This window comes from Nitratireductor sp. B36 (assembly GCF_020833685.1).
Taxonomy (GTDB): Bacteria; Pseudomonadota; Alphaproteobacteria; order Rhizobiales; family Rhizobiaceae; genus Nitratireductor.
The window spans coordinates 158,586-174,759 of the sequence record NZ_JACKZY010000004.1; the positions used below are offsets into that span (position 1 = coordinate 158,586).

The 16,174-nt window shown below is 60.1% G+C and carries 24 protein-coding genes; 1 reads left to right on the forward strand and 23 read right to left on the reverse strand.

Annotation, left to right across the window (positions count from 1 at the left end):
* Positions 1 to 40: 40 nt before the first annotated feature.
* The 17 genes from H7H48_RS17020 to H7H48_RS17100 form a co-directional block, all read right to left on the reverse strand.
* A complete protein-coding gene (locus H7H48_RS17020) occupies positions 41 to 1,015 on the reverse strand; it encodes a capsid protein (RefSeq protein WP_229450247.1) in 975 nt (324 codons plus the stop codon).
* A gap of 29 nt (positions 1,016 to 1,044) precedes the next feature.
* On the reverse strand, positions 1,045 to 1,419 hold the full coding sequence (locus H7H48_RS17025; RefSeq protein ID WP_229450248.1) for a hypothetical protein: 375 nt from the start codon (positions 1,417 to 1,419) through the stop codon (positions 1,045 to 1,047).
* Positions 1,416 to 2,504: a phage protease gene (locus tag H7H48_RS17030; protein WP_229450249.1), complete on the reverse strand. Its 1,089-nt coding sequence runs from the start codon at positions 2,502 to 2,504 to the stop codon at positions 1,416 to 1,418. Before H7H48_RS17030 ends, H7H48_RS17025 begins: the two co-directional genes overlap by 4 nt.
* 227 nt (positions 2,505 to 2,731) lie before the next feature.
* On the reverse strand, positions 2,732 to 3,472 hold the full coding sequence (locus tag H7H48_RS17035) for a hypothetical protein (protein ID WP_229450250.1): 741 nt from the start codon (positions 3,470 to 3,472) through the stop codon (positions 2,732 to 2,734).
* Positions 3,473 to 3,598: 126 nt separating this feature from the next.
* Positions 3,599 to 4,804, reverse strand: coding sequence for a phage minor head protein (locus tag H7H48_RS17040; RefSeq protein ID WP_229450251.1), 1,206 nt, complete (start codon positions 4,802 to 4,804; stop codon positions 3,599 to 3,601).
* A gap of 3 nt (positions 4,805 to 4,807) precedes the next feature.
* Entirely contained in the window at positions 4,808 to 6,397 is a 1,590-nt protein-coding gene (locus H7H48_RS17045) for a DUF935 domain-containing protein (protein ID WP_229450252.1), read from the reverse strand.
* Positions 6,397 to 8,046 (reverse strand): hypothetical protein, encoded by a 1,650-nt coding sequence (locus tag H7H48_RS17050; RefSeq protein ID WP_229450253.1) that lies wholly within the window; start codon positions 8,044 to 8,046, stop codon positions 6,397 to 6,399. The genes H7H48_RS17045 and H7H48_RS17050 overlap by 1 nt, the downstream gene beginning before the upstream one ends.
* The gene (locus H7H48_RS17055; RefSeq protein ID WP_229450254.1) at positions 8,039 to 8,653 is read right to left on the reverse strand and encodes a DUF3486 family protein; all 615 of its coding nucleotides are present in this window, start codon (positions 8,651 to 8,653) and stop codon (positions 8,039 to 8,041) included. Before H7H48_RS17055 ends, H7H48_RS17050 begins: the two co-directional genes overlap by 8 nt.
* 2 nt (positions 8,654 to 8,655) lie before the next feature.
* On the reverse strand, positions 8,656 to 8,952 hold the full coding sequence (locus tag H7H48_RS17060) for a hypothetical protein (RefSeq protein ID WP_229450255.1): 297 nt from the start codon (positions 8,950 to 8,952) through the stop codon (positions 8,656 to 8,658).
* Positions 8,952 to 9,287 carry a DUF2730 family protein gene (locus H7H48_RS17065; protein ID WP_229450256.1) on the reverse strand — a complete coding sequence of 112 codons (336 nt, stop codon included), beginning with the start codon at positions 9,285 to 9,287 and terminating at the stop codon, positions 8,952 to 8,954. The genes H7H48_RS17060 and H7H48_RS17065 overlap by 1 nt, the downstream gene beginning before the upstream one ends.
* Positions 9,287 to 9,604 (reverse strand): TraR/DksA C4-type zinc finger protein, encoded by a 318-nt coding sequence (locus tag H7H48_RS17070; RefSeq protein WP_370633414.1) that lies wholly within the window; start codon positions 9,602 to 9,604, stop codon positions 9,287 to 9,289. The genes H7H48_RS17065 and H7H48_RS17070 overlap by 1 nt, the downstream gene beginning before the upstream one ends.
* On the reverse strand, positions 9,508 to 10,041 hold the full coding sequence (locus H7H48_RS17075) for a hypothetical protein (RefSeq protein WP_229450258.1): 534 nt from the start codon (positions 10,039 to 10,041) through the stop codon (positions 9,508 to 9,510). The genes H7H48_RS17070 and H7H48_RS17075 overlap by 97 nt, the downstream gene beginning before the upstream one ends.
* Positions 10,041 to 10,994, reverse strand: coding sequence for a glycoside hydrolase family protein (locus H7H48_RS17080; protein ID WP_229450259.1), 954 nt, complete (start codon positions 10,992 to 10,994; stop codon positions 10,041 to 10,043). Before H7H48_RS17080 ends, H7H48_RS17075 begins: the two co-directional genes overlap by 1 nt.
* 150 nt (positions 10,995 to 11,144) lie before the next feature.
* Positions 11,145 to 11,543, reverse strand: coding sequence for a helix-turn-helix domain-containing protein (locus tag H7H48_RS17085; RefSeq protein WP_229450260.1), 399 nt, complete (start codon positions 11,541 to 11,543; stop codon positions 11,145 to 11,147).
* On the reverse strand, positions 11,540 to 11,743 hold the full coding sequence (locus tag H7H48_RS17090; RefSeq protein ID WP_229450261.1) for a hypothetical protein: 204 nt from the start codon (positions 11,741 to 11,743) through the stop codon (positions 11,540 to 11,542). Before H7H48_RS17090 ends, H7H48_RS17085 begins: the two co-directional genes overlap by 4 nt.
* A gap of 42 nt (positions 11,744 to 11,785) precedes the next feature.
* Positions 11,786 to 12,049, reverse strand: a complete 264-nt coding sequence (locus H7H48_RS17095; RefSeq protein WP_229450262.1) for a hypothetical protein — start codon at positions 12,047 to 12,049, stop codon at positions 11,786 to 11,788.
* The gene (locus H7H48_RS17100) at positions 12,046 to 12,678 is read right to left on the reverse strand and encodes a gp16 family protein (RefSeq protein WP_229450263.1); all 633 of its coding nucleotides are present in this window, start codon (positions 12,676 to 12,678) and stop codon (positions 12,046 to 12,048) included. Before H7H48_RS17100 ends, H7H48_RS17095 begins: the two co-directional genes overlap by 4 nt.
* Before the next feature lie 68 nt (positions 12,679 to 12,746).
* On the opposite strand from H7H48_RS17100, the gene H7H48_RS17105 reads away from it, so the two are divergent.
* The gene (locus tag H7H48_RS17105) at positions 12,747 to 13,541 is read left to right on the forward strand and encodes a hypothetical protein (RefSeq protein WP_229450264.1); all 795 of its coding nucleotides are present in this window, start codon (positions 12,747 to 12,749) and stop codon (positions 13,539 to 13,541) included.
* A 2-nt stretch (positions 13,542 to 13,543) separates the two neighbouring features.
* Here H7H48_RS17105 and H7H48_RS17110 read toward each other — a convergent pair whose 3' ends face one another.
* From H7H48_RS17110 to H7H48_RS17135, 6 genes are read right to left on the reverse strand one after another with little or no spacing between them, the layout of a single operon-like run.
* Entirely contained in the window at positions 13,544 to 14,197 is a 654-nt protein-coding gene (locus tag H7H48_RS17110; RefSeq protein ID WP_229450265.1) for a DUF3164 family protein, read from the reverse strand.
* 4 nt (positions 14,198 to 14,201) lie between these two features.
* Positions 14,202 to 14,339: a hypothetical protein gene (locus H7H48_RS17115; RefSeq protein ID WP_229450266.1), complete on the reverse strand. Its 138-nt coding sequence runs from the start codon at positions 14,337 to 14,339 to the stop codon at positions 14,202 to 14,204.
* A 27-nt stretch (positions 14,340 to 14,366) separates the two neighbouring features.
* A complete protein-coding gene (locus H7H48_RS17120; protein ID WP_229450267.1) occupies positions 14,367 to 14,510 on the reverse strand; it encodes a hypothetical protein in 144 nt (47 codons plus the stop codon).
* Positions 14,510 to 14,812 (reverse strand): hypothetical protein, encoded by a 303-nt coding sequence (locus H7H48_RS17125; protein WP_229450268.1) that lies wholly within the window; start codon positions 14,810 to 14,812, stop codon positions 14,510 to 14,512. Before H7H48_RS17125 ends, H7H48_RS17120 begins: the two co-directional genes overlap by 1 nt.
* The gene (locus H7H48_RS17130) at positions 14,809 to 15,099 is read right to left on the reverse strand and encodes a hypothetical protein (RefSeq protein WP_229450269.1); all 291 of its coding nucleotides are present in this window, start codon (positions 15,097 to 15,099) and stop codon (positions 14,809 to 14,811) included. The genes H7H48_RS17125 and H7H48_RS17130 overlap by 4 nt, the downstream gene beginning before the upstream one ends.
* 2 nt (positions 15,100 to 15,101) lie before the next feature.
* On the reverse strand, positions 15,102 to 16,145 hold the full coding sequence (locus H7H48_RS17135; RefSeq protein WP_229450270.1) for an AAA family ATPase: 1,044 nt from the start codon (positions 16,143 to 16,145) through the stop codon (positions 15,102 to 15,104).
* Positions 16,146 to 16,174: the final 29 nt, after the last annotated feature.

Below are 16,174 nucleotides of genomic sequence, written 5' to 3' on the forward strand. Positions count from 1 at the left end.
CCGCGCCATCGGCGGCGCGGCCGGCAAGTGAGTTGGAACGTCAGCTCACGGCGTTCTGGATGAGGTAGCCGACATCTTTGGCCACCGTCAGTTCGCGGACACGTTCACCGACGCGCACGCGTTCGCCGCCTTCAAGGCCGATATCCTTGTCGACCTGCGATCCCGCGATCCGACCGCCATACTCGGCGGTGAAGCCCCATGTGATGACATTGTCGTTGGATGCGCGCTTCGACGGGTCCAGGTAAAGGAGCTGGATAGACTTGCCCCAGACACGGCTGAGCGAGACTTCCTTGCCCTTTTTGGCAGCGTTGACGAAGGCCGCTCCGATCAGGACGTTCTCCGGCTCGATCTCGAAAAGGTCGGCGAACTGCGCCTTCGTGATCGCACCGTCTTCCGTGAGCCCGCCTTTCACCGCTTTGATCAGGCGCGGGTGACGCTTGAGCTTGGACCAGGCCGGCTGCCCCATCACAATATGATTGGGCCGATAGACCAGCGTCTTGTCCATGCCCTCGTCGATCACGCCATAGGGGTCGGAGCTGTTGCTTCCGTAGTTGTCGAACTGGTCGGAAGCGGCCAGCGCGATCTTCTTGTCGGCAGCGTAGTTTTCCGGATCCTGCACCACGGCGGCGGCGCGAATCTCGCGACCGAGTTCGATGAGGTCGGTCAGGCCCTCGGTTGCAGCCGCGCGCGGATCGAACTTCGAACGCTTCTCGGCACGGGCACGGGCGGCTTCGCGGATGTCCGAGAACGGGATAGCATCGTCCAGGCCATAGTCTCTGACGGATGCATCCTTCTCGGTGGCCGTGAACTCAACCTGATTGACGCGACCCTTACGGCCGACCTCGGTTTCCGGAACGGTGAACCGCTCGCCGAGCGGGAACTCCGTCCACTTGAAGCTCTCCGAAAGGACCGGAAGCGGCGGCAGTGCGCGGCGGCCGATAAGCGTGTGCGCAGGGTTGCGATAGCCAATGGCGATCGCCGTCAGGGTGGGGTCTGTGGGAAATGGGCGGTTCATGTGTGAGTGTCCTCGTTGAGAATGCTGGCTCAGGCCGGCGTTGCCAGAATGCTCGGCATGACGAGGACGGGGATAACCTCATCCACCTCGCCGTCAGCCATGGCGATGGCAGCCACACGGACCACGGTGCCGGTGACCGGCGTTGCCTCGACACCACGGCCTTCGGCATCGCTCGTCAGCGGATCGCCGAACGACACCGTCCCGCCGAGCTTCAGCTCTGCCCAACCCACCTGTGTCAGGTCGACCATGCTGCCGGCCTCTGCGCCCATTGCATTGCTGATGCCGATGGAGGGATCGGTGTTGGCCGAGGCGGTGTTGACCTCGCCGTCAGCGGCGGCGGATACGATGCGATTGCCGGCGACGATCAGCGCGGCACGGAAGCTCTTGATAAGCAGCGGGGTCATGCGCGCTTCTCCTTCTTGTCTTTCACCGCGAAGACCGCCTCGAAATAGGAGAGCGTCACGCCTGCGGCGCGCTGCTCTGCCTGGTACCGGGTGGCCTCAGCCGCGAGTGCGGTTGCGTCGACTTCCTCTTCCTCGGTCTCGGCAGCTTTCTCTCCCAGCCGGGATGGCTCGCAGATGACCGGAAGCGTGGCAGCCAGCGCCTTGAACCGCTCAAGACCGCCATCGGCCTGGCACATGGCGCGATAGGTGTCGCGGGACGCTGGCGTGATCTTGCCGGCGCTCGTTGCTTCGTCGAGCGCGATATCGATATCGCGCTCGACATCCTTTTTCTGGAGGGCGGCCAGGGCCGTCTTGGTGTCCTCAAGCGACTGCTGCAGGGCCGCGACTTCGGTCTCGGCCGGCGCGTTCTTCAGGGCGGTGGTTGCGGTCTCGACTTCACCCTGCAAGGAGGCGATCGCGGCGAGCGCATCCTTGTGTGCCGCCTTCTTTGGATCGAGCTTCAGTTCCTTCAGCAGCGCCGTGCGCTCGCTGTCACGGGCTGCGATCGCGGCGAGAACTGCCTTTTCGTCAGCATCCTCGTCGAGGCCGAGCGCCTTGGCGATAGCCTTCATGTCTTCTTTCTCCTGGTTGTTTGCCTCACGGCTGAGTGCGGTCATCTCTAGGGCAGGCCGATTGACGAGGCCCGCACCGAGGAGACGCGTGATCTTTCCGTTCTTCAGGTGGTTGAACGCCGGTGAGAGGAAGCGGTACTCGCGCGCCGCCACCATGGCGGCCGCCTTGTCGGTCCACTCAACCTTGCCCCATACGGCACCGCCCCGGTTCTCGACCTGGACGATCCAACCTGCGGCCGGTGCTTCGAGCCCTTTCGTCGCCAGATGGTCCTGGGCGTGCTCGTAGTCGATCGGGAGAGGGGCGCGGTTTGACGCAAAGGCGGCAATCACTGCGTCGGGATCCGCAATCCAGCGACGGCCGTCACGCGCCTTCAGCTCCGGGCCTGCCGGAAACAGTTGCACCCACTCTGGAGCCCCGTTTATCGAGGCTGCGAGATCGGTTTTGAAAATTGCTGTTGCGGTCGCCGTGTTCATGGGCGACAAATTGAATGCTTCGCGGTTCCGTGCCGCCCCTGACAATGTCAGGCCGACGCATCAACTCACGATCAAATTTGAGGGGTGTTCAAAGCCCGCTGACGCGCGTCAGGGGTGTTCCGCGTGTCACTGGCCGCTTCAGGCGTCCACGCGCGCCTGTGACGCTGGAAATCGAAGGTGCCATATGGCGGCGGCAGAACGGCCAGCCAAAGGCGCTTCCTCGTTGTTTAACTAGATGCTGGAGATTTCAAGTCTTTCGTCGACCTTGTTTCGGGGAACCGTATATCCAGAGCCCTGCTGAGCTCCGCATGTAGCTTCTCCTCGTCGCGGTCGGGCGATAGCTTCTTAAAAAGGATCACCTGCGCAAAGATTTGACACAGGTCATGACGGGTTGGGGGTATGTAGGGGAGCTTCTCAACTCTCATTCTGCCGAAATCGTATAGGCGATCCGCTAGGTAGTAGAACGTCATTAGGTCGACGCCCATTGTGCCTCGATAGTTCATCGGCCTCGAGAACACTGGTTCACTCACTCGGGCATCAAACGCTTGCGCATGGAAAACCAACTCTTGGATGCTCTCGTATGATTGCTCGTCCACATCGACGGCACCCTCCATGAGCGTATTTAGAGCGCTAAAGGGCGGGTCAACTCTTTCTGGTGGGGCGGTTGCGATCCATTGCTCCAAACAAGCGTCAAGATAATTGTGTATCTCTTGCAGAGCATGAGGCGTACGGATACGGGCTGCCTTTGTTCTTCGTTCCCGTTCCAAACGGTGTCGCCGGCGCTCATCTAGCAACTGGCGATAGACGAACGACGCACCAATTAGTGCTAAGCCACCAGCAATTAGGGTCTGCCATTCGTGCAGAAATGCGATGATCGCATTTTGCTTCTCGGGACCAACGAGTAATTCACCCAAAGTGCCGGCGATTTTACCGATCTGGACATGCAGTGCACCAATAATTTCAAGCAACTGTGGCTCCATCAGAACTTGAAAACCCGCAAGGGGTAGCGCATATTCGTTTCAGGCGCGAGCCAGTTTCACCAGGACGGCCTTGCCGGATCTGTGAGGGATTGACGACCCTCCGCGCCTTTTCCCTCACTCGATCAGTTTCCCACGCTTCTTCGCAGCTTCGACCACATCGTCGATGTCCTTCGCACTCTTGCGATGGAACGAGGTGAGCCACCATTCCCGACCCTGATCAGTGGATTTGATGACGACGCGCCACCATTGCTCCGATGCGATGCCGAGAAGCACGAGGCTATTGCGTGAATGAAACACGTGCTTCGGTTCAATGATCACCGATATCGCATCGCGGAAACTCTGAATGCCGAGACTGCGCTCCGGGTCATCATTGAGAATATGGGCGGCGCTGGACGGCGACAGGCGGATGGTGGAGGTTTTCGAGCCGGCCACTTCCATGAGCTCACGGCCGAGCTGAGCGACGGGAAGGAACGCTCCTTTCGGTAGCCTTTCTTCGACAATGGCGCGCATGAGGGTGGAACCGACAATATCCTCGATAGCGACCCGGCGGCGGTTCTCGGTGAGACCCGCCAGCTTCCCATAAAGGAACTCCGACGCATTGCGGGCACGGTGCTTCCCCGGATTGCTTGCCCAGCCGGGATCGATCCCCAAGGGAACCATCTCGGTCGTTCCGCTTCGCTTGTTCTTCCAGGACCGCATGATCACCTGCGGGCCTTCCATTCCATCTTCCCAGCCGAGCCTGCGCGCCTCGCGCTCCGAGATCTGGCGCACGCCGCACTGGCAACCCCAGCCGTTGGGCGGATAGTGCGTGTTCCACCACGGATCATCGACCGGCAGAACGATGCCGACCCAGCCTTCATGTTCCTTGCGCCGGCGCTCCGCCCGGCTGAGCGTGTAGAGAAGGAACGGCAGAAAGCGCTTGTTGCGTTGCGTGCGCTCCCATTCGCCGGCCGCATGAGCCGTGCGCGTGTTTGCCCAATAGATGGTGCGCAGCCGGCGCGGGCTTCCCAACTGGACGACTTTCAAAGCGCCGTCTTTCGGATCTTCCTGGACGTGCCGGCCCCACCAACCTTTCTGCTGAAGGATCGGCGTGAGCTGCTGCTGAAATGTCTCGAAGGGGACGCGATTGACGATCGCGTCATCGACGGCCGACCGGATGTCTTCGAGAATGTCGTTTTCCATGGACTTGGCAACCGTCCAGGAGAAGGCGTGTTCTTCCGGTGCAACGTCACGCCAGTCGAAGGATGGCAGCGAGCGCTTGGCCCGAAAGTATCGGACAACCTCGTCCGGGGCTGTCTTGAACAGATCGTCTGTCGACATCCTCTAGCGCCCCTGGCCGATGTCTCCGAGGCCACGCGCTTTCATCGTGAGTTCTGCCAGGCGCTTGGCAAACTCGCTGCCGGCATCGCCGGACATGAGTGTGTCCAGGCCCTCACGCAGCTCATCATAGTTCCCGGCCTCTTCAATGAGGCTTCGAAGGGGCTTCAAGAGTGGGTCGAGATCCATTTGCCAATGGTTGAGCGCATCCTCGATAAGAAGGTCCAGCTCGTCGCGTTCGTCTTCAGCAAGCGCGTGATAGCCGCCACAATGGGCGCAGGGCGTCTGTTGCCGTGCGGTGGCCTCTTCTGGTTTCTCTGGCGGCTCTTTGCCAGGCGCGCCGGCCGCTGCCGGGTGAAGGAGCTTCTCCCCCTTTTCGGGAGCCTCGAAGCCGAGCCGCTCGCGCATGCCGTTCGCACCAACCTCGAGCCCCAGCGGAACAAGCCGGTCGATGACGTCTGCCAGCGTCTTGATGTCTTCATTCTCGGTGATCGGGATTACGACAACCGGATAGCGATCCTGCGGTCCGTAGTTCAGATCGACATAGGGGCGGATCAGATCCCGGTTCATCGTCACGCAGGTCTGGCGGGCATCGGCACGGGCAATGTCGTGGCGCACATTCTCGTGCACCTCCGCCTGCGCGCGGGACGAGCCGTCATCTGTCGACATGGTCTGGCCGAGGACGCCCTTCGAAATCTGCTTGTCCAGGTAATCCGTCATCGCCGAGAACAGATTGTTCCCGGAGGAACCGCTGACCGCGACGAACTCGATGTCCATTTCCTTCGGAATGATCGCGGCCGCATCCGTGGAGATGTCACGCACCGCCTGTAGCAGAACCCGGCGATCATCCATGCTGGCGCCACGGCCGAACTTGCCGACGCGCAGCGGCATTCCGTAAACCTCAAGAAACGCCATCCAGTCTTTGAGGCTATAGTGCTTGAACAGGAAGGCCCAAGCGACCAGGCGTGCCAGGCCGCCACGGATCGGCAGGCCGGATTTCAGCTTCGGCCTATGGATCGAGAATTGGTAGGGGGGAAGTTCCAGTCCGCGATAGTGGTCGGGATGCTTGAGGCGCAGTGTTCGGCCGTCGATCTCGTCAATCAGAAAGTGGCGCTGGTCACGCCATTCATACCGGATCGGCGACCACTCCTTGCCTGCCCGGTCCCAGATCGTCTCAACCACTGAATAGCCCTTGCCCAAGCCATCGAGCAGGTCGGCCGTGTAGTCGTCGGGAAATGCCGGTTGCTCGATCAACTCCTTGACGGCCTGGGCGATCTTCTTCGACTGAGCATCGTCACCGCCGGCGACCACGATCGGTTCGACACCAGTTATAGCGAGCTTGCGGGTGCCGAGAACGGAGCGGTAGTGGAGGTCGCGCTCTTCCATTTCATCGGCGAGCGTGAAGAACCGATCGGGCCAGCCTCGGCCAGCCTGGTTGAGAACACTTGCCATACCAGCTGGGTCAAGGCCGGCAATGATGGTCTCGCTCCAGACGCTTCGAACGCTGCCCATAGTTGGGGCAGCGACTTCTTCTTTCAGATTGCGGGTCGAAACGGGATTGCCCCACTGGTCGATGATCCTGGGCGGACTGGCCATCAGAAGAGACCTCCCTTGAGAGTTGGAACAAAGCCGCTGCTGGAAGCCTGTTCGAACATGTCGACGCGTTCGTCGGCGCGCTCGCCAACGGGGACGTAGGCGAACTCTTCCAGGTCGGCGCGAGAGGCGTAGTAACCGAGCGCTCCGGCAATCGCTGTGTCGCCGTGGCGATCCAGTCCGTCCGATCCTTTGAAGCGGTGATTGTCTGGCACCTTGATGATGCCGTTCACATAGGACAGCGATTGATGATCGCGGAGCACGTCCTCGTGGCGGGGCAACAGGATCGTGCCGTCAGAGAACGCTTCGACATAAGCCGGCATCTCTGTGCGGTACCAGCTTTCCGAGAGCTTCACCTCGACCACGGTCGCACCGTATTTCTGTGCGGCCTTCTCTGCGAGATAAGCGCCGTTGCCGGTCGCATCGAGCGCGCCGCCCACGAGACGCGGCAACCGGTCCACCACGTAGTAGAGGATCTCGCGCTGCTGATCGAAGGGCACGTTGCGCAGCTCCAGGACAAAGCAGGTGCGGCGAACGAGATCGCTCCCGATCTCCAGCGGCAGGATGACTGTCGCATCGCCCGAACGGGCAAAGTCTTCTCCAAAGACATGCGCTCTTCGCGGGTTGAGCGCTTTCAGAAGCGGGGCCAACTCGCGCTCGCAGAAGTCACGCGCATCGGCCGTCCGGACATGCTCCGGCGCATTCTTGAAGTCGTCATCACAGACCCAGCGGACAATGGGAATGCCGGACGTCATACAGGCTTCGATCTGCACGCGGGTCAGTGCCGCGCCCTCCGCCTCGGTCGGTATGGCGTCCAGCTCCTGGCGCATTTTTGCCTTGCGTGCACCGTAGGATGCACGGATCTTCCGCTCCCATTCCGCCTCAGCCTCAGGAGACCACTCTTCACCCTTGATCAGGCATACGCGTTTGAACAGGCCATTCTCCACGGCCTTGGCAAACGGAACGTGATGGATGCTGTAAGGCGGCTCTCCCGTTGCGCGGACTTCGCGGATAAGTTCATTGAACGCATTCAGAACGCCGTTGTGGGTGGAGATGATCCGGATGCGGCCGCCCCAGATCAGCAGGGCGTTGACCGCATCCAGGACGAGGCGGACATCCTTGTGGAACGCCGCCTCATCGATGACGACGACACCCTGAAGGCCGCGAATGTTGTCGGGTCTGCTCGAAAGGGCCTCGACCCTGAAGCCGGATGCGAACTGGATGCGATACGCGGCGATGTAACCGGTGGAACCATCTTCACGCCGGTCCTCGAACATGAACTCCTGTACCGAGACCAGCTCCTTCGCCACGGTCTGCGCGAAATGCTTCACATAGCCGATGAACTCGCGGCCCTTGTCCTTGGTGTCGCCGATGTAGAAAACGTTGTCGCCACCGGCCGATCGTTTCGCGGCTGCAATCAACGTGTCGTCAAGTGCTTCGGCAAAGGTGATGCCGGTGCGCCGCCCCTTCTCGCAGATCTTCAGGTCACTTCGATCTTCGAGCCACTCGGCTTGATGCCGCATCAAGACACCATCGGCGAGCGCGTCGAGATCAGCAGGGATCTCCGCACCGCGCGGCAGCTCTTCCGGTAGATCATCTGGAGACCGCGGGATGACCGGGTCCACCCATTTGGTTTCCATCGGGTCAGCCATCGTTGTTCGCCTTGCCAGTGGGCTTGTCCCGTACACCGAGGAAGTCGCGGCGCAACTGTCCAATGGTGTCTGCCGAAAGGCCGGTCTCGCGCCCAACCTTCTCGATGGCCTTTGTCGCCTTCTCTGCGAACTCCTTCTCGACCTTCTGCCGCCGCGTGGTTGAAACGGATTGGGCGGCGGTCGCAGCGCGCAGTGCGTTCGCCAGTTCCATGGCTCCCTTTGGATTGACGCCTGCCTCACCGGCCTGCTGCAGGGTTTCGAACACGAGCGTCTTGATTGCCTCGGCCGCGATGAGCGTCAGGTCGTCAGACGCTTCTGCGTCCATGCGCTCGGAGATCGTGGCAGCAATCTCGCGGGTCTGTTCCAGGCGGCGTGACATCTGCGCCACGCGGATCGAATAGCGATTGAAGGCCGAGAAGGACGGGATGCTGAAGCCGAGGCCGGTTTCTCCCTGCAGGGCGATGAGCTTTTCCTTGAACTCGGCATAGATGTCGAGCTGCGTTCTATCCCGGCCGGCGAGCTGCTCGGCCGCCCACGAGATCGCCTCGGAACATTCCTCCGGCAGGAGGTCGATTGCCGAAAGTCGGCCACGGCCCTTGCGCGCCATGCTCAATGCTCCGGCGAGGGCTTCGCAATCCCCTCGATCACGATGCGCCGTTCGACGTGATCGAGACCGGCACGCGAAATGGAGGCGATGAGAACGGTGCCGGCCTCAACGAGCGTGACCGCGCCGAGTTCTTCCAGCGCCCGCAGTTGCGTGCGGACCCAGTCTCGTGAACGGCGGTGACCGAACGTGTCGAGCACGGAGGTCAGCATGGTCTCGTTCATGCGGCCGTCGGTCTGGCGCGACAGTTCCTTGAGGATGATGAGCCGGGCATCGGCCTTGGCGAAAGCAGCGTAGTTCATCAGGCTCTGCTCTTGTTCTGTTCAAGCAAGTAGGCTTCGACACGCGCTGTGGTGCGTGCCGACTGCTCGGCTGATGTGCCGATCTTTATGATCTCCGCCGACATGTCTTTCAGCGTAAGCTCCAGGCGGTGGACGGCATCCTTGTCCGGTAGATGGCGCATTTCCGTCTCGATCTCCTGGACGCGGCTCTCAAGTGCCTTGGCCGCTTCGTCCAGGTCGGCAATCTTCTTGGAATTCTGCTTTGCGCCGGACGTCAGGAAGGTCGAAACCGAGGTGCCAAGCGAGATGATGAGTGCAGTCGCCGACAGCCATGGCATGAGGTCTTGCAGATCCATCAGCCACGCCTCCCGCGCTGACGCTCTTTTTTAGTCTGGCAGGCGAGGCATCGGTCTGCGGATGGCATGGCCTGCCGTCGCGCGGAGGAAATCGGTTCATCACAGTCGACACAGAAGGTCCGCCCCCTGGCATTCACGGCGGCGCGTGCCCGGCTGATCCCGGCATCCCGTTCCTGTGCCGTTCGCAGCTCGGCGAGTTCGAAGGCAGCATTGCCGAGCTTCATGGCTGACGACCTCGCATGGACTTTACCGCCTCGATCGCGCTCGACCCCAACGCCTTTACCGTATGGCCGCCCATGTAAAGCGAGATGAACCATGTGGTGAGCGTGAGCAGGATTGCGTGATCGACCAGTTCGATAGGCCAGCCCCAGGCATTCATCGCCGGACCGACAACAATGCGCCAGATCCAGAAGAAGGCCAGCAGATACATCCAGCCCCAGCGCCAGGCGCTTTGCCAAAACCCCTGTTCGGTTTCTGCCTGGAGAAGCGCGAACTGACCGTCGAGCCCCTTCGCCCAAAGGGCTATGATTTCGGGCATGGTCGTTTCGACGTTCCGAACGGCGTCTTCCAGTTCCTTCTCATTGGCCTCCGGGAGCTGTTCGACAGGCACGCCGACCCGCTTAGCGACTTCCTTGACCACCGTTTCGGCTAGTTGCCCGCCGGCCGGGCCGAAACGATCTCCGAGTACCTTGCCGACCAGTTTGGCCCCGACCTTGCTGGCGATCCCGGCGATGACGCCACCGATAAGGTTCATCAGAAGCTCCTCAGAAACTTCGCGGTGCGCGGGAGGTGATTGGCAATGCGGGCCGCGATCATGTCGCGATAGTGCCAGGCGAGATAAAGCAGATAGACACCCGCGATTGCGCCGCCGACCGCGCCAATCCACTTCAGGAGCGCCGGATCGAGCGTGGTCGGATCGGGAAGGCTGGTGCCGGGTGACACGGCTTCACCGCCGCCCGCCACGACCGCTCCACCGGCCGCGCCACCGGCACCTTTTTTCGCGCTCTTGCGCGCATCCAGCTCGCGCTGCAGCGTGGAAAGTGTGGCCTTGCCGATGACTCCATCGACTGTGAGATCGTATTTTCGCTGGAAGTCGGAAACAGCGATGAGACTGATCCGGCCGGGGGTCGTACCGGGGTCGTAGCCAATGCTGCGGAAACCTTCCGCGATCTTGTCGATTTCGCCCGGCGTCAATGCGATGGCCACACCGGCAAAAGCCACGTTCGGTTTTGCCGGGTTTCTGGCGATCGAGATGTGCGCCGGCCACTTGTCGAGCAGAATTATGTCCGCCTCCTCACGGCGACGACGCTTCAGGCCCGGCAACACGCGCCCGCCCCCCTTCACCCAGAGCATGATTTTCGCACGGGCTTTGGCGGGATTATTGTTCCGGAACGCTTTCACCCAGGAAGCGCGATGGATGGCGCCGGTGTTGTAATCGAACGAGGTGGAACCGTCGAAGACATGCTGCGCCACTCTGCCGAGAGCCTTGCGGACGCGGGGCTCGTAGTTGCGCTTCAGCGCCAGGGCAAGAAGGCGAGAGGCTTCCTTTCGGGTGATTACCATGCCGGCCCTCGGAGTGACGACACCGCTGGCGGCGGTCAGTCCTCCGCCAATCGTCCAGATGCCAACCGGATCACGGTAAGCTTTGAGAACGACCCCTTCGGCGCTTTCGAGGTATTCGATCCCTTTCGGGCTAATCGACTGCATGGTGAGCTCCGGCACGTTCGAACGAATTGGATTTCGTGCGAATGTGCCAGCCGAGCGCAGGCATTCACGCCCTGACAGCGTCAGTGGGAAGGCGGGTGTTTTGAAGAAATCATGATGGGCAGCGCGATGTGTGATCCATCGCTGAGGATCTTAGAGCAGCTTTCCCTGCCGATCGTCAATCTCGTCGTCATCGCGCATCCGGGCACGTGCACGAAATGCGGACCTTTCGTGCATGCCGGCCGCGCGCGCTGCCTGCGGTGCGGACATACCGGCCTCCAGCGCCCTGTGCAAGCGAAGTCGCTGTTCGCTCTGTTTCGCCAGCGGGATCGGAATGCGCGCGCCTGTGTTGCCGACGCGGAAATGGTTGCAGATTTTCGAGGCTGCTTCCTTGCCAACCAGTTCGGTGAGCCAGTGGCCGTCTTCCGCTTCGCGTGGGATGTAGATCGTGGTGCCGCCCTGTGTGCGGGCAAGCGCCCAGGCAGCCTCTGCGCCGGCCACGTCCGCAATCTCGGCGAGGATGGAAGGAAGGCTCGATCCAATGCTGCTCATCGTTCGGCTTTCATCTTCAACTGGAGGGCTATCTGTTGCGTGGTGAGGGTTCTAAGCCGGGCCGTGAGCTCGACGCGGCGGTGACTGTTCGGACGCATACGGTCGATGCGCTCCCGCAGTGACTGGCGCTGTTTCTGGATCACGTCGATCTCGTGCCAGTTGAACAGCGGCAGGTTGTCTGCCTGCGGGAGCTGTTGCATTTCAACCTCCTGCCCGATCAAGGGGGATGGCGGTGCATGGTTTCATGACCAGAGGCTCGTGCGGGTGAGTGTGCCGATCACACGTTCACCAAGGCCCCTGCCGAATGCTCTAGCCTCGGCATCGTCGATTGATCCGCAGATGATGCTGCCGCCATAGGTGCGTTCATCTGCACGGAACTCCGTGAGTAACATGACCTCTCGCGCAGCCAGAGCATTCATGCGCTCAAGGGGTATGCCGAAGAGGTCGTCAAACGGAACGCCATCAGCAACCGGCCGGTCAGGATCGACGCGCACTTCATCGCTCATTTGCCCTGCGCCTCCCGGATCTGAACGCCGAGTCGGTTCATCACCGAGATCCAGTCGTCGCTCTGCATGAACCTGGCATCGAGCTGAAGCTCGGTCGCCATCCAGTTCTGCACGCTCCGATTTTCGGCGAAAGACGGATCGAGCTTCTTCAGTATGAAGAACTGCGCTGCAGCGATGCGATATCCATCGCACTGCATCCAGTCGGGGAGAAATCTCTCCATCAGCCAGTTGACGCCCGCCTCGCGCGCCATCCAAGCCTTGATGCCCTCAATCGCTTTTCGGGCATCTTCTGGATGGTGCACAAACCTGACGTGATCAATTCCGGCCTGACGCTTCACAAAGGCGATAAGCGCGCGGTCGCTCCGGTCACGGACGATGCCAAGGTTCCATGCGGCGATCCAGAGCGCCTGCAGCTTCTTCGCATATTTGCCTTTGAGGCCCTTTTGAGAGGCGCTCGAACCGGGTTTGAAACCCTGATTGCGGAGAACCTCAATCACGCGGCGCTGCTCGTTTGGGGTCAGCTTGGCTGCAGAGTTCTTTCCCGTCTCGCGCATCAGCAGTGCGCGATAGGTGTCATCGTCGAGACCGAGCTGTTTCTTGGCAACATGGATGGCTGCAAGCGCATTCATGATGTCCATTCCTTGTCAACGCCGGAACCAAATGCGAGAAGAAGTCTGTCGTGATGATTGAGGTCGTAATGAACGATACTGTTTTCATGGCGGTGAGCTGTCTTATGTTCACCATCGTTGGCATCATAATTGGATTGGCGTTGGCTGACACCAGTTCTGGAACAACGTTTCTCAAAGATTGGCAACCTTTGGTGACAGGTATTCTCGCGGTTGCTGCCGCGATTTTTACAATCGTCCAAATGCGACGCTCTGATCGCCTGCAGGGGCGACGTCACGAACAGGTGATCGCGTTGAGCCTCAGAAGCGATGCATTGAAGATTCAGCAGGCTTCCGATCCTCTTGCAAAGTTGCTGAAGGGCTGGGCGGACGAGACCCAAAGTAGACTGGAGGCGATCAAGAAGGAGATTGACTCCGATGATCCGCAACCGCCCAGGTGGGAAAGCATAGACCTTTTCGAGAGCAAGGTACGGCAGATTGAGGGGATAATTGCTTGCCCCGAACTTGATTATGCCAAAAGCCTGCTTGATCCGAGCACCCTCAATCTTATTGAAAATATCCGCGCTAAAGCACCCTCGTTGGCAAAGCGGACATCCAAGATTATGAAATTGCAGCGGAATGGCAGCTTGCTGGGGAACGCAAAGGCGAACATTCGTGCGAGGCAGGGGAGAGCGGAGAAAGGCGAGCAATTCGAACCTGCTCCGCCCAGCTCGGACGAACTGGATCAAATCAGAGCCGATTTCCCATTTGTTTTGCCAGTGATCGAATACGCGCAAAAACTCAGCGAGCAACTCGAATTCACTAACGGAGAGTACTCTAAGCATTTGCCGAGGTCTTGGATGAATGAGGTTTCTGACGAGAGGTGAACTCATGCTTTTGCCAGATCAATCGTGACCGCCTCCCATCTGTCTTGGACGGTTTGACGGCGATAGAACCGCACATACTCCTTCGATCCGGTAACGCGCATGGCTTCACGAATGGCACGCATGGCTTCCATCCAGCGTGGATCATCGATGTCGAGCCGGAGCAACATGAAGATCTCGGCGCGGTTGACCTTGCCTTCCTTATCAGTGTTGAAGGCGCGAGTGATGATCGCACGGATCTTCGGGTCGCTGTCAGCTGCCCACTCGATCAGACATTCATCCAGGAGCTTCTTGGCCACCTGTAGCTGCGGCCCGAAATCGATGAACTCTGAAACCTGCACGCTGACCTTCATCAGTCCGTCAAACGTCTGATAGGTCCGGTTGCCCTTCGGCCCGCCTTTTGTGGAGTTGTACTCCTGCTCCAGCAGGGCATCGAACTCGCCGAGGTCAGTCATGGTGTGACCACGGAACCGCGAGATCTGCGCCGACAGTTCATCCGCAAAGGCCATTATCTTTCGGACGGTCTCATCTTCGAGCCGATCGGCAGGTCGGATTGTTTCAATCGGGACCAGGTTGCCCTTGGCGTCAGGCATATAGCGCTTGCCCTTGACTAGCACTTCGCCGGTTTCAGGGCGTTCTTCGAGAATGACAGCTTCCATTTTTCTACTCCGGGTGCGTGTTGTTCTGATCGCGCAGCGCGATCATCAAATCGGTGATGCGGTCGACCTGCGTCTGGATGGCGTGTTCCCGCTTATTCTCCTGCTGGTCATCGCCGCTCTGCTCTCGCTTCAGTGCACGCACGAGCGTTTCCGCTTCGATGGCCACTTCCTAAAAGCGCTCGGTGGCATGAGCAAGCGCGACCACTTCGGACGTACTCGCGGCGACGGCATTGCGGCGCGGGTTGGAGATGATCTTCCCAGCGAGGTCGATGATGTCGACCTGCGATGCGAGTGAGAGAAGGGGCTCGGTCATTACGCTGCTCCTTCAGGGTCTGACGTGGGAACCGGTCTCGGAATGATCGGGAAGAGCGCGAGATTGGTACCCGGCCTGTCGACCTCCTGGGTGATGTTCCACCACGCCGCAGCCGAATTGCGGACATGACGGGCAATCTCGATCTCTTGATGCTTCGCGGCCTGGAACAGCAGGTCGCAACACACCTGAAGCGCGCGCGCATGGGCAGGCTCCAGGACGCGGCGTGAATGGCAATACGGCGTGAGTTCGGCCTTGAGTTCCCGAATGCCGTCTGAGACTTCCATCCGACAGAGTTCGCTCATGACTTTCTCCTAAAATCAGGACGGATGATCACGCCGCAAGGGTCGGTGACGAGGCCCCGAAGGGCCTCATCAGCTTCGCTCTCCATAATCTCACGACCGAGCCGCTCGCTTTCTCCGAGCCGATGCACGCGCAGCTCCTGCTCCTGGCTGGCTGTAAGGTCCGAGATAAGCCGGAGTTGTTCGGCAAGCTGCGCGGTCACGGCGGGCGTGAGGCGAACTCCGCTTTTGGAGTGCTGGCGGAAGTAATCGGCGAGCCGCGAAAGCTCTGTTGAAGCTATAGCCGCCATGATCACACCATGTCCTCGACGTCGCGGTTCTTCCAAGCGGCTCGAATGTGATCGATAGACAGTGTCTGCCCGCTGCCGATGGAAAGCATCGAGGCGAGTTTCATGGTCTTGTCGATCTGCCGCATGGCGCCACCCTTCATGCCGATGGCGACCAAGAGGTTAACGGCGTCGGGGTCCTTGACCTTCCATGCTTCGATGAACGCCTGCAGATCCTCTTTCCTTGGCTTGTCGCGTTTGAGGCGTTTCCCGAGCCGGCTCTTGAGCTGTGCATAGGAAGGACCGTCACTGCGCTTGGCAAAGCGGCCATAGATCTCGCTGTTGCCGACCAGCGCGATACCGCAATGATGGTTGTCGGCGAAGTGGCGCAGCTGGTTGATCGCGTCATCGACAAGGTTCTGAGCTTCGTCGACGATAAGCAGGGTCTCACCACCGGCGCGCTCAAGGCGTTTACCAATGGCGCGTGTCAGGCGTGCCGGGTTGTGGACCTGGACGTCTAGCTCCGAGGCAAGTTCGACCAGCATGCCGTGAACCGTCTTCGTGTGTGGCGACATCGTGGCCATGAAGACATTGGCGCGTGTGTCGCAATAGTGTCGGCAGGTGGCCGTTTTCCCCGATCCGGCATTCAGCGTAATCATGACGAGGTCGCCTGTGGCCTGCGCCCAGGTGAGCGTTTCCATGATCTCGAAAGCAGTTCGCGTCTTGATAAACGGAGGAGAGGACGGAATGCCGGACGTCAGGTCACCAGCTTCCGCCACGGCGTCCAGCCACTTGGCGACTAGAAGGTTCTGGTTCTCCAGACGACCGGCATATTTGCCGGAGTACCATTGCGAGAAGGTACCTTCGGCCATGCCGATGCGACGGGCGATCTCAGCCTTCGAGAGCTTCATCGACGTAGCAGTTTCAATCACTCGGTTGATTAGCGTGCGCCACTCCTCGATATCGCTGGCCGTTCTATTGGAGAGCGATGCATCAGGCTCTGCGCGTGGTGGCTCCCAATTGGTGGCCGTTGCCGTTTTGAGTTGGCTTGTGCCCAAGAATTCATTCATCTAAAAGGTTCCTGTACATTTTGGCCTTT

What these genes read in the sequence shown, in the direction of transcription:
- H7H48_RS17020 (WP_229450247.1), bottom strand. Translation starts at nt 1,015, where the DNA reads ATGAACCGCCCATTTCCCACAGACCCCACCCTGACGGCGATCGCCATT.
- H7H48_RS17025 (WP_229450248.1), bottom strand. Translation starts at nt 1,419, where the DNA reads ATGACCCCGCTGCTTATCAAGAGCTTCCGTGCCGCGCTGATCGTCGCC.
- H7H48_RS17030 (WP_229450249.1), bottom strand. Translation starts at nt 2,504, where the DNA reads ATGAACACGGCGACCGCAACAGCAATTTTCAAAACCGATCTCGCAGCC.
- H7H48_RS17040 (WP_229450251.1), bottom strand. Translation starts at nt 4,804, where the DNA reads ATGTCGACAGACGATCTGTTCAAGACAGCCCCGGACGAGGTTGTCCGA.
- H7H48_RS17045 (WP_229450252.1), bottom strand. Translation starts at nt 6,397, where the DNA reads ATGGCCAGTCCGCCCAGGATCATCGACCAGTGGGGCAATCCCGTTTCG.
- H7H48_RS17050 (WP_229450253.1), bottom strand. Translation starts at nt 8,046, where the DNA reads ATGGCTGACCCGATGGAAACCAAATGGGTGGACCCGGTCATCCCGCGG.
- H7H48_RS17055 (WP_229450254.1), bottom strand. Translation starts at nt 8,653, where the DNA reads ATGGCGCGCAAGGGCCGTGGCCGACTTTCGGCAATCGACCTCCTGCCG.
- H7H48_RS17060 (WP_229450255.1), bottom strand. Translation starts at nt 8,952, where the DNA reads ATGAACTACGCTGCTTTCGCCAAGGCCGATGCCCGGCTCATCATCCTC.
- H7H48_RS17065 (WP_229450256.1), bottom strand. Translation starts at nt 9,287, where the DNA reads ATGGATCTGCAAGACCTCATGCCATGGCTGTCGGCGACTGCACTCATC.
- H7H48_RS17070 (WP_370633414.1), bottom strand. Translation starts at nt 9,604, where the DNA reads ATGGTTCATCTCGCTTTACATGGGCGGCCATACGGTAAAGGCGTTGGG.
- H7H48_RS17075 (WP_229450258.1), bottom strand. Translation starts at nt 10,041, where the DNA reads ATGAACCTTATCGGTGGCGTCATCGCCGGGATCGCCAGCAAGGTCGGG.
- H7H48_RS17080 (WP_229450259.1), bottom strand. Translation starts at nt 10,994, where the DNA reads ATGCAGTCGATTAGCCCGAAAGGGATCGAATACCTCGAAAGCGCCGAA.
- H7H48_RS17085 (WP_229450260.1), bottom strand. Translation starts at nt 11,543, where the DNA reads ATGAGCAGCATTGGATCGAGCCTTCCTTCCATCCTCGCCGAGATTGCG.
- H7H48_RS17090 (WP_229450261.1), bottom strand. Translation starts at nt 11,743, where the DNA reads ATGCAACAGCTCCCGCAGGCAGACAACCTGCCGCTGTTCAACTGGCAC.
- H7H48_RS17095 (WP_229450262.1), bottom strand. Translation starts at nt 12,049, where the DNA reads ATGAGCGATGAAGTGCGCGTCGATCCTGACCGGCCGGTTGCTGATGGC.
- H7H48_RS17100 (WP_229450263.1), bottom strand. Translation starts at nt 12,678, where the DNA reads ATGAATGCGCTTGCAGCCATCCATGTTGCCAAGAAACAGCTCGGTCTC.
- H7H48_RS17105 (WP_229450264.1), top strand. Translation starts at nt 12,747, where the DNA reads ATGAACGATACTGTTTTCATGGCGGTGAGCTGTCTTATGTTCACCATC.
- H7H48_RS17110 (WP_229450265.1), bottom strand. Translation starts at nt 14,197, where the DNA reads ATGGAAGCTGTCATTCTCGAAGAACGCCCTGAAACCGGCGAAGTGCTA.
- H7H48_RS17120 (WP_229450267.1), bottom strand. Translation starts at nt 14,510, where the DNA reads ATGACCGAGCCCCTTCTCTCACTCGCATCGCAGGTCGACATCATCGAC.
- H7H48_RS17125 (WP_229450268.1), bottom strand. Translation starts at nt 14,812, where the DNA reads ATGAGCGAACTCTGTCGGATGGAAGTCTCAGACGGCATTCGGGAACTC.
- H7H48_RS17130 (WP_229450269.1), bottom strand. Translation starts at nt 15,099, where the DNA reads ATGGCGGCTATAGCTTCAACAGAGCTTTCGCGGCTCGCCGATTACTTC.
- H7H48_RS17135 (WP_229450270.1), bottom strand. Translation starts at nt 16,145, where the DNA reads ATGAATGAATTCTTGGGCACAAGCCAACTCAAAACGGCAACGGCCACC.